This is a genomic window from Amycolatopsis sp. (assembly GCF_035546795.1).
Lineage (GTDB): Bacteria > Actinomycetota > Actinomycetes > Mycobacteriales > Pseudonocardiaceae > Amycolatopsis_E.
The window spans coordinates 141,618-156,032 of sequence record NZ_DASZWC010000001.1 but is presented as its reverse complement, the minus strand read 5'-3'; the positions used below and the strand labels follow the sequence as shown (position 1 = coordinate 156,032).

General features: G+C 70.0%; 15 protein-coding genes. 10 read left to right on the top strand and 5 right to left on the bottom strand.

The window, feature by feature from the left end; genetic code table 11:
• Window positions 1-413 precede the first annotated feature (413 nt).
• From VHD82_RS00825 to VHD82_RS00800, 6 genes are all read left to right on the top strand, one after another.
• Window positions 414-1,619 carry a PP2C family protein-serine/threonine phosphatase gene (locus VHD82_RS00825; RefSeq protein WP_325695868.1) on the top strand — a complete coding sequence of 402 codons (1,206 nt, stop codon included), beginning with the start codon at window positions 414-416 and terminating at the stop codon, window positions 1,617-1,619.
• Window positions 1,616-3,208 (top strand): sensor histidine kinase, encoded by a 1,593-nt coding sequence (locus tag VHD82_RS00820; protein WP_325695866.1) that lies wholly within the window; start codon window positions 1,616-1,618, stop codon window positions 3,206-3,208. The genes VHD82_RS00825 and VHD82_RS00820 overlap by 4 nt, the downstream gene beginning before the upstream one ends.
• On the top strand, window positions 3,186-3,626 hold the full coding sequence (locus VHD82_RS00815) for a response regulator (protein WP_325695864.1): 441 nt from the start codon (window positions 3,186-3,188) through the stop codon (window positions 3,624-3,626). The genes VHD82_RS00820 and VHD82_RS00815 overlap by 23 nt, the downstream gene beginning before the upstream one ends.
• Before the next feature lie 53 nt (window positions 3,627-3,679).
• The gene (locus VHD82_RS00810) at window positions 3,680-4,102 is read left to right on the top strand and encodes a DUF5709 domain-containing protein (protein ID WP_325695862.1); all 423 of its coding nucleotides are present in this window, start codon (window positions 3,680-3,682) and stop codon (window positions 4,100-4,102) included.
• Window positions 4,103-4,163: 61 nt separating this feature from the next.
• Window positions 4,164-4,793 (top strand): class I SAM-dependent methyltransferase, encoded by a 630-nt coding sequence (locus VHD82_RS00805; protein ID WP_325695860.1) that lies wholly within the window; start codon window positions 4,164-4,166, stop codon window positions 4,791-4,793.
• A 45-nt stretch (window positions 4,794-4,838) separates the two neighbouring features.
• Window positions 4,839-5,669: an aldo/keto reductase gene (locus tag VHD82_RS00800; protein ID WP_414637403.1), complete on the top strand. Its 831-nt coding sequence runs from the start codon at window positions 4,839-4,841 to the stop codon at window positions 5,667-5,669.
• A 3-nt stretch (window positions 5,670-5,672) separates the two neighbouring features.
• Here VHD82_RS00800 and VHD82_RS00795 read toward each other — a convergent pair whose 3' ends face one another.
• Entirely contained in the window at window positions 5,673-6,179 is a 507-nt protein-coding gene (locus tag VHD82_RS00795) for a hypothetical protein (RefSeq protein WP_325695858.1), read from the bottom strand.
• A gap of 82 nt (window positions 6,180-6,261) precedes the next feature.
• On the opposite strand from VHD82_RS00795, the gene VHD82_RS00790 reads away from it, so the two are divergent.
• Window positions 6,262-7,140, top strand: a complete 879-nt coding sequence (locus VHD82_RS00790) for a 2-dehydropantoate 2-reductase (protein ID WP_325695856.1) — start codon at window positions 6,262-6,264, stop codon at window positions 7,138-7,140.
• A gap of 67 nt (window positions 7,141-7,207) precedes the next feature.
• A complete protein-coding gene (locus VHD82_RS00785; protein WP_325695854.1) occupies window positions 7,208-7,687 on the top strand; it encodes a winged helix-turn-helix domain-containing protein in 480 nt (159 codons plus the stop codon).
• 104 nt (window positions 7,688-7,791) lie between these two features.
• On the opposite strand, the gene VHD82_RS00780 is transcribed toward VHD82_RS00785, so the two are convergent.
• Window positions 7,792-8,568, bottom strand: coding sequence for an acyl-CoA thioesterase domain-containing protein (locus VHD82_RS00780; protein WP_325695852.1), 777 nt, complete (start codon window positions 8,566-8,568; stop codon window positions 7,792-7,794).
• Window positions 8,569-8,590: 22 nt separating this feature from the next.
• Window positions 8,591-9,208, bottom strand: coding sequence for a helix-turn-helix domain-containing protein (locus tag VHD82_RS00775; RefSeq protein WP_325695850.1), 618 nt, complete (start codon window positions 9,206-9,208; stop codon window positions 8,591-8,593).
• Between the two features lie 222 nt (window positions 9,209-9,430).
• Between VHD82_RS00775 and VHD82_RS00770 the strand changes: the two genes are divergently transcribed.
• The gene (locus tag VHD82_RS00770; protein WP_325696158.1) at window positions 9,431-11,071 is read left to right on the top strand and encodes an MFS transporter; all 1,641 of its coding nucleotides are present in this window, start codon (window positions 9,431-9,433) and stop codon (window positions 11,069-11,071) included.
• Here VHD82_RS00770 and VHD82_RS00765 read toward each other — a convergent pair.
• Window positions 11,068-11,445, bottom strand: coding sequence for a VOC family protein (locus VHD82_RS00765; protein WP_325695848.1), 378 nt, complete (start codon window positions 11,443-11,445; stop codon window positions 11,068-11,070). The genes VHD82_RS00770 and VHD82_RS00765 overlap by 4 nt on opposite strands.
• A 41-nt stretch (window positions 11,446-11,486) precedes the next feature.
• On the bottom strand, window positions 11,487-13,535 hold the full coding sequence (locus tag VHD82_RS00760; protein ID WP_325695846.1) for a DUF6351 family protein: 2,049 nt from the start codon (window positions 13,533-13,535) through the stop codon (window positions 11,487-11,489).
• Window positions 13,536-13,706: 171 nt separating this feature from the next.
• On the opposite strand from VHD82_RS00760, the gene VHD82_RS00755 reads away from it, so the two are divergent.
• Window positions 13,707-14,324 (top strand): TetR/AcrR family transcriptional regulator, encoded by a 618-nt coding sequence (locus tag VHD82_RS00755; RefSeq protein WP_325695845.1) that lies wholly within the window; start codon window positions 13,707-13,709, stop codon window positions 14,322-14,324.
• The last annotated feature ends 91 nt before the right edge of the window (window positions 14,325-14,415 follow it).

The following is a 14,415-nucleotide window of genomic DNA, read 5'->3' as shown; positions in this document are numbered from 1 at the left end:
CCGGGATGAAGGAGAATCCGTGGCGCGGCCGCCAGTCAAGAGGGTGGCGCCTGCTCGCGCGCCCGTCCCGAGGAAGCGCTTTCAACCAACCCCTCGACCCTGCCACCAGCCAATTCGGACGGCTGTTCACTCGGAAGAGTGGTGTTGGCGGACCGTGCGTCCCGGGCCGTGTCGCGGTGCCTCTCTTCTCACGGGCGTGCCGGTCCGGATCGTCCAGCCCCCCGAACGGACCGGACCGGCACGCCCCTATCGGACCCCGGTCCTGGGCGGTGCTCCGGCGCGGAAGCACCGCCCAGGACCATCCCCGGACACTTCCCCGGGGCCGCAAGGTTCACGGCCGCTGACCCTATGATGGGCGGACCGTATCGACCGCCCGGGTCGGCACCGGAACGACAAGGACGAGCAGGCCGGAAATGGTGGCTCGGGACGCAGCGCCGGCGGCGGCGCCGATCGGCGAAAGACCTGGTCCGACACGTCTGCTATTGGTCGAGGACGACGACGGGGACGCCCTGCTCGTGCAGGAGCTCCTCGGCGAGGTCGACGCCGAGGTGCAGGTACGCCGGGTCCGTTCGCTCGCCGAGGCCAAACCGGTGCTCACCGGCAGCGAATGCGTCCTGCTCGACCTCGGCCTGCCCGACACCCACGAGCTCGACGGGCTGCGCTGGCTGCAGCAGCACGTCCCCGAAGTCGCCGTCATCGTGCTCACCGGCCTGTCCGACGAGTATCTCGGCGAGGAAGCAGTCCGCACCGGTGCCCAGGACTACCTCGTCAAGGGCCAGGTCGACGGCCGGCTGCTGAACCGCGTCATCCGCTACGCCGTCGAGCGGTTGCGGGCCGAGGAGGTCCAGCGGCAGCTGCGCGAAGCCCAGATCTACGCCGAGGAGAACACCCGCCTCGAACGCGGGCTGCTGCCGTCCCCGGTGCTGTCCGACCCGGCGGTCACGGTCGCCGCCCGCTACGCCCCCGGCGGCCAGCAAATGTTGCTGGGCGGCGACTTCTACGACGTGGTGCAGGCCGCGGACGGCTGGGTGCACGTGATCGTCGGCGACGTGTGCGGGCACGGGCCGGACGAGGCGGCGCTCGGGGTGTCGATGCGGGTGGCGTGGCGGACGATGGTGTTCGCGGCCCGCCCGGTGACCGAGGTCCTCACCACGGTGGACCAGGTTTTCGCCCACGAACGGCACAAACCCGGCCTGTTCACCACGATGTGCATGCTCTCCATCGACCCCACCCGCACCGCGGGCAGGCTCTACCTCGCCGGGCATCCACCGCCCCTGCTGCTCACCGCGGACGGGGTGCGCACCCTGGACGCGCCCGTGCGTACCCCGATCGGCATCGGCGACGGCACCGTCTGGCCCGGCGTCGACGTCCGGCTCGGGGCGCGGTGGTCGGTCCTGCTCTACACCGACGGGCTCATCGAAGGCCGGGTCGGCACGAAACGCCGCTGCCTCGACGTCGGCGGGCTGATCGAGCTGATCCAGGCCGCGCGCGAGGCGGACCCGGGGATCAGCACGGAACGGCTGCTGGACGAGGTGATCAGCCAGGTGCGCAGCCTCAACGGCGGCGATCTCGACGACGATCTCGCCGTGCTCGCCGTGACCGGGACAGGCCGCGTATGACCGCGACAGCAGAAGCCCCGGCGCTTCCGCGCCGCCGTGTCGAACGGGTCGACCGCTGGCCGCTGAGCCGGATCCTCACCGTCGGCGTCGGGCTCATCGCCCTGTTTTCGGTGGCCGCGATCGTCGTCGGGCTGCTCGCGCTGACGAACCTTCGCGACGCCAGGGCGCAGGTGGTCGATCGCATCGACCCGGCGAGCCAGGCCGCGCTGCGGCTCGACGCGGCCCTCGTCGACCAGGAAACCGGCGTCCGCGGCTACGCGCTGAGCGGCCAGCGCGACTTCCTCGAGCCCTATATCTCGGGGCAGGCCAGCGAGCAGCAGGCGACCGCGAAACTGGCGTCGCTGCTGGCCGGAATGTCCGTGCAGACCGGAGACCTCAGCCAGGTCACCGCGCTCGCGCAGAGCTGGCGCACCGGCTACGCCGAACCGGCCGTGCATGCCGTGGACGCCGGCGGCACCGCGTCCTCGGGCACCAACATCGACGTCGGCAAGACCACCTTCGACAGCGTCCGCGCCGCCGTCACCACCCTGCAGAACGACCTCACCACCGCGCGCGCCGACGCCACCGGCAGACTCAACCATTCGGCCACGGTGCTGGACATGGCGTGCGTCGGCATCGCCGTGATGTTCATCCTCATCGTGCTGGTGCTCGCGTTCGGCCTCCGCGCCGCCGCGATCCGGCCGCTGTCGCGCCTCGCCGCCGAGGTGCGCACGGTCGCCGACGGCGACTTCGCGCACGAGGTCGTGCCCAGCGGCCCGCGCGAGGTCCGTTCGCTCGGCGAAGACGTCAACCTGATGCGCGAACGCATCCTGCACGAGCTGTCCGCGCTGCGGTCCGCGCACGACGTGCTCGACGCCCGCACCCAGGACCTGCAGCGCTCCAACGCCGAGCTCGAACAGTTCGCCTACATCGCCTCGCACGACCTGCAGGAACCGCTGCGCAAGGTGGCCAGCTTCTGCCAGCTGCTGCAGCGCCGCTACTCCGGCCAACTCGACGAACGCGCCGACCAGTACATCGAGTTCGCGGTCGACGGCGCGAAACGGATGCAGGGCCTGATCAACGACCTGCTCGCGTTCAGCCGGGTCGGCCGGGTGGTGCGCCAACCCGTCGCGGTCTCCTGCGAGTCCGTGCTGGAGCAGGCCAAGAACAACCTCGCCACCGTCATCGAGTCCTCCGGCGCGACGATCGAATCCGGCGAGCTGCCCACCGTGCCGGCCGAAGTCCCGCTGCTGACCGCGGTGTTCCAGAACCTGCTCGGCAACGCGCTCAAATTCCGCGGCGAGGACCCGCCGCACATCGAGGTCACCGCCGAGCGCGACGGCGGGTTCTGGCGGTTCTCCGTCACCGACAACGGCATCGGGATCGACCCCGGCTACGCCGAACGCATCTTCGTGATCTTCCAACGGCTGCACAACAAGAGCGACTACCCGGGCACCGGGATCGGACTGGCCCTCTGCCGCAAGATCATCGAACACCACGGCGGCACGATCTGGCTCGACACCACCGTCGAGCGCGGCTCCCGCTTCTGTTTCACGCTGCCCGCGCTGCCCGAGGGAGAGGACGAAAATGGCCGACCCGAGCCCACTTGACGTCATCGACGTGCTGCTCGTCGAGGACGACGCAGGCGACGTGCTGATGACCCGCGAAGCGTTCGAGTACCACAAGCTGCGCAACAACCTGCACGTGGTCAGCGACGGCGAACAGGCCCTGCAGTTCCTGCGCCGCGAAGGCGAGTACACCGACGCGCCCCGCCCGGGCCTGATCCTGCTCGACCTGAACCTGCCCCGCCGCGACGGCCGCGAGGTGCTCGCCGAGCTGAAGGACGACCCGGAGTTGCGCGTCATCCCCGTCGTCGTGCTGACCACGTCCGAGGCCGAAGAAGACATCGTGCGCAGCTACCGGCTGCACGCCAACGCCTACGTCAGCAAGCCGGTCGACTTCGACCGCTTCATCGAGGTGATCCGGCAGATCGACGACTTCTTCGTCACCGTCGTCAAGCTTCCCTGAGCCGCCGGTCCGCGTACGCTTCGGGATGCTGGTAACGGATTCGAGGAGCAGCGATGGCGGACTGGCCCGACGACGGGGACGACGAGGTCTTCGAGCAGCTCGACGGGAACGACACCCTCGAGTATGGCCGCCCGGCCGACCCGCTCGACGAGGGCTACTCGCCGGCCGAAAAGCCCTGGGCGAGCGAGGATTTCGGCACCACACCCCAGGAAGCGGCCGCGGGCGAGAGCCTGGAGCGCAGGCTCGCCCGCGAACTGCCCGAGGGCACCGGCGGGGACACCGACGGACTCGGCGACAGCGAGGACACCGACGGCGAACTGCTCGACGACGAGGTCGGTGACCTGCGCGCGGGCCGGCTCGTCGCCGGTGACGGCGGGGACACCGAGCTGTACGCGTCCGACATCGGGGTCGACGGCGCCGCCGCGTCCGCGGAAGAAGCCGCCGTGCACGTGGTCGCCGAACGCGACGAGTACTGACCGGGCACCTTCGCGCATCCGGAACAGCCGGTGTTCGCCTGGCGGTGAACGGGAGGTCGGGATGGAACAGCAACGGCCGGTCGTCGGCCCGGCGGAACTGTTCGACGCCATCGGCAGCGGCTACGAGGACGCGTTCGGCCGCCCGCCCGTGGTGGCCAGGGCGGTGGGAGAGCTGCTCGCGCTGCTGCCCCCGTCGGCCAGGGTGCTCGACATCGGCAGCGGCACCGGCCGGCCCGTCGCGCACGCGCTGGCCGGCGCCGGCTGCCGGGTCACCGGCCTCGACGTGTCCGGGGTGATGATCTCCATCGCCCGCGAACAGGTTCCCGACGCCGAATTCGTGCACACCGACGTCCGCGCCTGGACGTCACCGCCGGCCTGCTGGGACGCGGTGTGCGCGTACTTCCCGTTCCTGCAGATGCCGCGCGCGGACACCGAAGCGGTGCTGGCGAACGTCGCGCGCTGGCTCGTGCCCGGCGGCTACCTTTCACTGATCACGGTGCCGATGGACGCCGAGGAGCTGCCCGTGGACTTCCTCGGCCACCCGGTGCGGATCACCAGTTTCCCCGCACTGGAGCTGGAGGAGCGAGTGACCGCGGCCGGGCTTCGCGTCGTGTCCACCTACTCCGAGATCTTCGAACCCGATGGCGGGCAGGCCGAGGAACACCTGCTCATCACGGCCAGACGGCCCTGACCATTTGCGTGTTTCCCGCTCCGCGACCGGGGGTACGCGGGCGACATGGCTGACATGACATCCACCGTTCCCGGCGTCCGGCTGAACAACGGGGTGACCATTCCCCAGTTCGGGTTCGGGGTGTTCCAGATCCCGCCCGAGGACACCGCCAACGCGGTCCGCACCGCGCTCGACGCCGGCTACCGGCACATCGACACGGCGCAGATGTACCGCAACGAGGAAGGCGTCGGGGAGGGCATCCGCGGGGTGCCGCGCGAAGAGGTCTTCGTGACCACCAAACTCGCCAACGACGCGCACGGCCACGACAACGCCATCACCGCGCTCGAAGGCAGCCTGCAGCGGCTGGGTACCGACTACGTCGACCTCTACCTGATCCACTGGCCACGCCCCGCACACGGCCGCTACACCGAAACCTGGCTCGCGTTCGAGGAAATCCTCAAGGCGGGCAAGGCCAGGGCCATCGGCGTGTCCAACTTCCAGCCCGCGCACCTCGACGACATCCGCGAGGCGGGCCCGGCTCCCGCGGTCAACCAGATCGAGCTGCACCCCTATCTGCAACAACGCGAACTGTCCGAATACCACCGCGAGCACAGCATCGCGACGGAGGCGTGGAGCCCGATCGCGCAAGGGGAAGTGCTCGGCGACCCGGTGCTCGCCGACCTGGCCGGCGCGCACGGGAAAACCCCGGCACAGGTCGTGCTGCGGTGGCACATCCAGCTGGGCAACATCGTGTTCCCGAAGTCCTCGACCCCCGAGCGCGTCCGGGAGAACATCGACATCTTCGACTTCGAACTCGGCGAGGACGAAATGACCGCGGTGGAGAAACTCGACCGCGGCCACCGCACGGGGCCCGACCCGGACACCTTCGAAGGCTGAGTCTCACCGGCCCATCGCCGCCGCGAACAGGTCGATCACGTCGTCGTCGAGGTGGCCGTCGGTGAGGTAGCCGCCGAAAATCGGCACCAGCAGCTCCGCCAGATCGCGCGCCACCTCACCGAGGCCCTCGACCATGCTCCACACGAACCGGTAGGTCTCCGGATCGTCCACGTGCAGCACGTTCAGCGGGAAGCGATACCGCAGGCCGGCCGTCACCCCGAACTCGCCGGGGCTGGCGAACAGCGAACCGAAGGAATACTTGTTCGCGTTGGTCGCCACGAAACGGAACAGCTCCGGATCCGGGCGCAGGTCCCGCGCCCCCGCGCCGATCAGGTGCACGAACGCGGCCACCCCGCCGTCCGGCGGCTGGGCGTGCACCAGGGTGAACAGGTACTCGTTGACACAGCGCCACATCGGGATCCCGTCCACGGACCAGTCGAGCACCTCGAACCGGTTCGTGGTCCTCGCCCCGTCGTCGATCGCGTCGACGAACACGTCGAACCGGGACATCGTCATACTCTGTGGAACGGATCGCACGGCCGGGCGGATTACTCCGTTGCCGAGCGTGTCCCGGTTCTGATCAACTGACGGTATGCGGGCAGGCAGGGAAGTGGCGATCGTCGGCGCCGGCGCACTGGGCACGGTGTTCGCCGCCGCGGCCGAACGAGCCGGCCTGGACACCGTGATGTGCGCGCGATCCCGCGTCCCCGCCCTGGTGCTCGAACGCGACGACGGCGCACACACCCTCGACGTGCCTGTCGTCGACGACCCGTCCGCCGCCGGGCCCGCCGGCTGGGTACTGGTGACGACCAAGGCACAGGACACCGCCGCGACCGGGCCGTGGCTGAAACGCTTGTGCGGGCGGGAAACCGTCGTCGTGGTCGTGCAGAACGGCGTCGAACACCGCGCAAACGCCGAACCGCTCGCCGGCCCCGCCACTGTGCTGCCCGCACTGGCCTACATCGCCGCCGAACGCGTCGCCCCGGGCCGGGTCGTGCACCGGCGTGGCAGCCGCGTGGTCGTCGAAGCCGGGCCGGCCGGCGTGGCCTTCGCCGAACAGTGGGCACCGGCGGGGCTCGACGTGGTGCTAGAACCGGATTTCCGCACCGCCGCGTGGCGCAAACTGCTCAGCAACGTCGCCGCGAACCCGATCACCGCGCTCACCTCGCGCCGGATGGAAGTGCTGCGAGAGCCGAAGGTGCGGGGCCTGGCGAGCACCCTGCTCGCCGAAACCGTCGCGGTCGGGATCGCCGAAGGCGCCCGCCTCGGACCCGGGGACGTCGACGAGACGCTGGCGTTCTACGACGGCTTCGCCGAGAGCGACGGCACCTCCATGCTCTACGACCGGCTCGCCGGGCGTCCGCTGGAACACGAGTCGATCAACGGCGTCGTCGTCCGGCTCGGGCGACGGCACGGCGTGCCGACCCCGGCCAACGAAGCCCTGTGCGCGTTGCTCGGCGCGGTCGGCTGAGCTGCGGCAACCGCTTCCAGGATCTGGGAGCCGTGGACAGCGCCGCCGGATCGGCGATCCTGGACCCATGACGGTGTCCCTCACCCAGGTCGAACACGACAACGGTGCCGTCGAACTGCGCATCGTCGTACCCGGCGCGCACTGGCTCCCCGAGGTCGCCGCCCACCTCGCCCAGGCCTACCCACGGTCCGGCGAGCCGGCCGCCCGCATCGAGGTCGCGCCACGCCGTGTCTTCGCCGGGGGTGCGGAGGTCTCGCTGGCCCGCCTCGAGTTCGACCTGCTGCTCTTCCTGTGCCGGAACGCCGGCCGGGTCTGTGACCGGCACGCACTGCTGCGGCACGTATGGCACACCACGGACCGGCGCGGCGCCCGCACCATCGACGTGCACATCCGCAAGCTGCGCACCAAAATCGGCGTCCTCGGCGCGGCGATCACCACCGTCCGGGGCGTCGGCTACCGCTTCGACGGCGCCGGTCTCGTCCACATCGACCACCCCGCCAGTCCTTCTTGGACAGGCAGCGCCACCACCCGGCAGACTCCAGGGTGACCAGGGGTTTCGCAGTCACCCGCGGCAACGAGGGTGGCTGGGAGGGGCCCGGTGGGTGGTGTGCGCCCCGCGCCCACAGCGCTCGCCGTCGGGCGCCGTCCTCGCTACTGACCCGCGCCGCTCCGCGTCTGCGGCCGGGTGTTCGGGCGGACGCCGGGGTTGGCGATCGCGGCCGTCATGCAATAGCCGATGGGCCCCCGTGAATCGTGCAGGGTGCAGTGTCCGACGGCGACACCGTCGGCGCTGGAATGGCCACCCGAAGCCAAACCGACATACTCGCCCTCCGGCAGGCGGCTCAAATAGAGGCTGTAGTCGGCGTTGATGAACTCCAGTTGCTGTTCCCCGGCGTGCGCGAGGGGGCTGGCGGTGTCGGCGGCGAGCGCGGCGCGGACGAACGGGCTCAGCGGCTCGTTTTCCACCAGCTCGCAGGTTTCGCGGACCCACGTGCGGCGGCCGTCGAGGTGCCAGCGTTCGGGAGTGGCGCCGGCGCGGTGCGGCGGCAGGGTGCCGGGGCGCGGGGCGTCCCACGCCGGGGTGGCCGGGGCGGGGTCGGGCGGCTGCTCGCTTTCCCGTAGCTGCACGGCGGTCGCCTTGGCGTACACCGCGTCCCCGGCGTGCACGGTCGCCTCGCAGACCCGGATCCGGTGCCCGTCCCGGATCCTCGTCGTGCTGATCTCCAGCGGAGCCAGGGGAGCGCTGCGGAACAGGTCGACGGTGAGCCTCGCGAACCGCATCCCCGGGCCCGGCTGCTCCGCCTCCAGCGTCCGCGCGAGCAGACCGCCCAGGAGCCTGCCGTGCGTCATCGAGGGCACCCACCAGCTGCGGGCATGCGGGGCCGGGACGAACCGGCCATCGGTCAGGGCGAAAAAGGCCTGCGGCACGCGGAAATCCTTTCGAGCGGGTCTACTGCGCCGGGCGTAGCGGATCGAGCCGGCGGATCAGTTCCACCGCCGCCTCGGTGAGCGCGGTGGCCTTGCGTTTCGTGCCGCAGTTCGCGATCTCCCGGCCCGCCTCGCCGATGATGCTGGTGATCACCGAGACGGTCAGCCGGTCCACCGGATCCGCACCCGCCCCCAGCAACACCGCGTTCTGCCGCACCCATTCGCGGGTGCGGGTGCGGCGCACCAGTTCGAAACCCGGTGGCCCGTCGTTGTCGAGGAACAGGCGCACGAGATCCCGTCGCTGCCACGAGCCTTCCAGGTACGCGCGCGCCCCGACGATCAGCAGCGCCAGTGGATCCTCCTCGCCCTCGGCGCGCGCCTTGGCGACCGAGGCGGTGGCGTTGTGCTCGTGGCTGGCCTGGTGGTCCTCCCACAACGCGAGGAACAGTTCGGTCTTACCGCCGAAATGGTGGTATAGGCTGCCGACGCTGGAATGGGCGCGCTTGACCACCTCGGCCACGCTCGCGTCGGCGAAACCCTGCTCGCCGAACACCTCGCGCGCCGCGGCCAGCAGCACGCGGCGGGTTTCGGCGGTGCGGCTCCACTGCCAGGCGCCGCCGGTGCCTGCTTTGCGTGCCATGTCCGTACTCCGTTCCCGGTACCGAGTCCGATTTTAGAATTTCGTCTCCGTGTCGGCGCCGACGTCCCCCGGGAAGCCTCTTGCCCCGGCCGCCACCGATCCGATCAAATCGATGGAGATCGAATTTCTCCGCTGGTGCGGTGGGAAGGACGTGGGGTGAGTACTGCGAACCCGGACATCCGGGGTGACAAGTACAAATGGGTCGCGCTGACGAACACGACGATGGGGGTGCTGCTGGCCACCATCGACTCGTCGATCATGCTGATCGCGATGCCGGACATCTTCCGCGGCATCCAGCTCGACCCGCTGCTCCCGGAGAACAGCTTCTACCTGCTGTGGATGATCCTGGGCTATCTCGTCACCTCCAGTGTGCTCGTGGTCAGCGTCGGGCGGCTCGGTGACCTGTTCGGCCGGGTCCGGATGTACAACCTCGGGTTCGTCATCTACACCTTCGCGTCGCTGATGCTCACGATCGACTGGATGACCGGGCACGCCGGCGCGATTTGGCTGCTGGTGTGGCGGATCGTGCAGGGCGTCGGTGGCGCGTTCCTGGTCGGCAACTCCGGCGCGATCCTCACCGATGCCTTCCCCGCCCGGCAGCGCGGGCTGGCGCTGGGCATCAACAACGTCGCGGGCATCAGCGGCACGTTCATCGGCCTGATCCTGGGCGGGCTGCTCGCCCCGATCAGCTGGCGGCTGGTGTTCCTGATCTCCGTGCCGTTCGGGATCCTCGGCGCGGTGTGGGCCTACCGCAAGCTGCACGACCTCTCGACCCGCTCCGGCGAGCCGATCGACTGGCTCGGCAACGTGACCTTCGCCGTCGGCCTGATCCTGGTGATGATCGGCATCACGCACGGCATCCAGCCACACGGCGGGCACACCATGGGCTGGACGAGCCCGCTCGTGCTGGGCTGCCTCGGTGGCGGGGTCGCGCTGCTGATCGCCTTCGGGATCATCGAAACCCGGGTGCGGTACCCGATGTTCCGGCTGCCGCTGTTCAAGATCAGGGCGTTCACCTTCGGCACCCTGTCCACGTTCCTGTCCGCGCTCGGCCGCGGCGGGCTGATGTTCATCCTGATCATCTGGCTGCAGGGGATCTGGCTGCCCCTGCACGGCTACAGCTTCGAGGAAACCCCGTTGTGGGCGGGGATCTACATGCTCCCGCTCACCGTCGGCTTCCTGGCCGCCGGACCGGTCTCGGGCTACCTCTCCGACCGGTTCGGGGCGAGACCGTTCGCCACGTCGGGCATGCTCGCTGCCGCGGTCACCTTCGCACTGCTCGAACTGCTGCCCATCGACTTCCCGTATCCGGCGTTCGCGGCGATCCTGTTGCTCAACGGCCTGGCGATGGGCTGCTTCGCGTCACCGAACCGGGCCGCGGTGATGAACAGCCTGCCCGCGAACCACCGCGGCTCCGGCGGCGGGATGAACTCCACCTTCCAGAACTCCGCGCAGGTGTTCTCCATCGGCATCTTCTTCACACTGATGATCACCGGGCTGGCCGCCGCGCTGCCGACCACGCTCACCACCGGCCTGGAGGCACACCACGTGCCAGCCGCGGCCGCGCAGGCCGTGGCCGCGAGCCCGCCGGTTTCCGTGCTGTTCGCCGCTTTCCTCGGCTACAACCCGATGCAGCACCTGCTGGGCGACAACGTGATCGCGCAGCTGCCGCCCGCGGACTCGGCGGCACTGACCGGCAACACGTTCTTCCCGAACCTGATCTCCGGGCCGTTTCAGCAGGGCCTGCACATCGCCTTCGGGTTCGCCATCGCGGCCTGCCTCATCGCCGCGGGCGCCAGCGCCTTCCGCGGCAGCCGATACGTGGCCGAGCTCGAAACACCGGTGCTCACACACAAGAACTAGCCGTGGTGGACCGCCTCCACGTTGTGCCCGTCGGGATCGCGGAGGAAGACCGCGTAATAGCCAGGGTGGTACTCCGGCCATTCACGCGGCGCGTGCAGCACCTCCACGCCCGCGGCCACGGCGGCCTCGTGCACGTCGTCGACGGCGGCGCGGCTCGGGGCGGCGAAAGCCACGTGCAGCTCCCGTGTTTCGCCGCCGGTGGCCGGGCTGAGCCAGAACTGCGGCCCGCTCTGCCCGGCCGCCAGCGCGACCACGGAACTGTCCCCGGCCGGGAAGCGCATCGCCTCGCGCATCCCGATCGGGGCGAACACGCGGATGTAGAAGGCGGCCGCCGCGTCGACGTCTCCGGCCTGAACGCCAAGGTGATCCAACATGCCGCGCACGCTAACGGACACCTGCGACAATTCTCCTTCCGTCAGTAGCTCCGCCAGGTCCCGGCCGGGTTCCGCGACTCGACGCCGGGCCTGCCGTAGTCGCAAACGCCATCCGGGAAGGTGGCGCGCAGGCTCGCCTGCTGCGCGGAGGTGAACCGCACCGGGTAGTCGCCGAAGTCCAGCGGCCGCAGCCGGCACTTCAGCACGTCCATCGCGATGTCCTCGCCCGCCACCGTGCGCGGGTTGCCCGCCACCGGATACGTGGCGGCGCACTGGCTCCCGGTGAGCGGCGCCTGCACGCGCTGCCCGCCCACGTAACAGCCGTCGCCGACATCGCGCGGCTTGTCCGCCAGTACCTTCTGGGCGAGGCTGCGTCCCGAGCGGTCCGTGTCGATCGCGGTCAGCCAGCGGTCCATCGCGTTCAGCTCATACACGCTCGCCGCGGCGGCGTCGGTCGCCTGGTTTTCGATGATCACCTGGTTGGCCGCGGTCCCGTTGGCGTCGATCAGCCGCTGCCGCGCCGTGAGCGACCACTCGGTGGTGTGGATGTCATTGCCGAACCCGGCCAGGTCAAGATCGGTGCGCTGGTCGATGATCGGCGTCTCGCGCAGGCCGCGCGACGCCGAGTTCAGCAGGTCGTCGGCATACGCGGCGGAGAGCGCTTTCTTGTCGGCCGTCGTGCGCTGCGGGACGGCCACGCCGGTGTAGTCGATCCCGCCGATGCCCGCGTTGAGATCCACGAACTGCGGCGCGCTGATCTGGCCCGAGTTCAACGCCGCCAGCCCGTACTGCACGCCGACGCTGTCGAGCGTGCTGCGCACGAACCCGGTCGCCGGGTCACGCCCGAACTGGTTCGCCAGCTGCTCGTTGGCGTTGCACTTCACACCGCCGGGATTGGTCACCGGATCCCACCGCGCCGTCACCGGGATCGCCGCGTTGCAGCTGCCGGTCGCCGTCGCGCGGCTGGCGAAGGTGAGTTCCCACGACGTGCAGGTGGTGTAGTCGCGGTAGCCCGACACCGCGAGCTTCTGCGCCGCGGTGAACGAGGCGTCCTTGGCGAAATACTGGTTGAACAGGCGGCAGTCGGTGACCGGGCCCGCCGTGCTCAGCGGGTCCGGGAACGACACGCCCGGGATGATCCCGTCCACGATCCCCGGGTACGCCTCGGCGATGTCGTACTGCTGGATCGCACCACCCGAGCCGCCCCAGCCGATCGTGTGCAGCACCGGGCCGTAGGTCTCGATGAAATGTTCCTTGACCATCATCGCCGCCTCCGCGGAGATGATCGGGCTGCAGTTGGTGTCGAGCACGTTCAGGCTCGACGAGGCCACCGCGTAACCCTGGCCGAGGAACAGGTCCTGCAGCACGCCACCGGTCGCGGCCCCCTGGTGGTACCCGCCGTTGCAGCCGCCGCCAAAGGTGTAGACCAGCCTCGAGTTCCAGCCGCGGTCGGTGGTGAACGGCGAGGGCTGACCGTCGTAGAGCGCCGCGATCTCGTACACCGCGCGGTCGATCGTGCCGCGCTCCACCCGCACGATGTAGGGCAGCCGGCGGCCGTTCACCGTCGCGGTGGCCAGATCCGCCGGCCTGGCGCCGGGATCGGCGAGCGGGGCGAACGCGCCCGCGGTGGTGCGGTACTGGTAGCTCACCCGGGTCGGCGCGGTGCACGACGGCTGTTGCGCTGGTGGCAGGCCGTAGGCCGTCGTCTCGCAGTAGAACGGGAGTTGTTGCCGTCCCGAGAAAACCGGCCCGGCGGCGGGATGGTTGGTCACCCGCAGCTTCGCCGTCCGGTGCCCGCCCGAGGCGGTGATCTCGTTGACCCCGTCGCGAAGCCCGGTCACCAGGCCGAGCAGGGTGCCGTCCGGCCCGGGGTGGAAGTCCGCGGTCACGTCGCGCCCGTTCGCCGAAACCCGGGCCGGGCCGGTGACCGAGACCAGCACCTGCCCGCCGCTGACGAACTCCGGATGGGGATTGGACACGCTGGTGATCGCGAGCTGGGACGCAGGGGAGGCGGCGGCGGTCACCGGGACCGCGATCGGCGCCACGAGCGCGGCCAGCAACGACAGGGCACGCCAAGTACGAATTCTCACCGAACACTCCATTGGCTCGGTGGCACCACTTCCTTGTGGCGCCTGGCGAACGCCGGTATAGCACAGCGTGCATTTTCAGAACAGCATTCGGTGCGGCGGCCTCGCCAGTTCCTGATACGCCGGTATCATATACACCCGTACCACAACGAAAACCGCAGCTGGGGGCTTTCCTTGCCGAGAACGGTGGATCACGAGCTGCGGCGGTCGCAGATCGCCGCGAGTCTGGTGCGGCTGGCCGCGAGGCAGGGCCTGCACACGGTCACGATGCGGGCCGTCGCGGCCGAGGCCGGGATCTCGCTGCGCCTCGTCCAGTACTACTTCGACACCAAGGCCGAGCTGATCCAAGCGGGCCTGCGCCAGCTGCAGCACCAGAGCAGCCAGCGCTGGGCGGCCCGGGTGGAGAACCTGCCGAGCCCGCACTCCGGGCGCGCTGTCGTCGAGGCGTTCCTGGCCGAGGCGCTGCCCACCGGGGAAGCCAGCCGCACCTTCCACGTCGTCGGCGCCTCGTACGCGGCGCTGGCGATGACCGACCCCGAACTGACCGGCAAACCCGTCGTCGCCGGCCTCAACCATCTGGAGGCGGAACTCGCCGGCACGCTGCGGAACGCGCAGGCCGACGGCGAACTCCGAGCCGGCATCGACCCCGCCCGCGAAGCCGCCCGGCTGATCGCGCTCAACCACGGCATCGGCACCGCCGTACTCGTCGGCCAGCGCACCGTCGCCGAAGCGCGGGGAATTCTCCGCTACCACGTCGATCAGTTGTTCAGCACGGACCGCATCCCCCAGTGAATCACCGGCACGCAAGCCCTGTTCAGCAGTGGTCTGAACCAAGGCACGAAAGGGCAACGATCGCGTACGCACTGCGCGGGTACTAATTGCG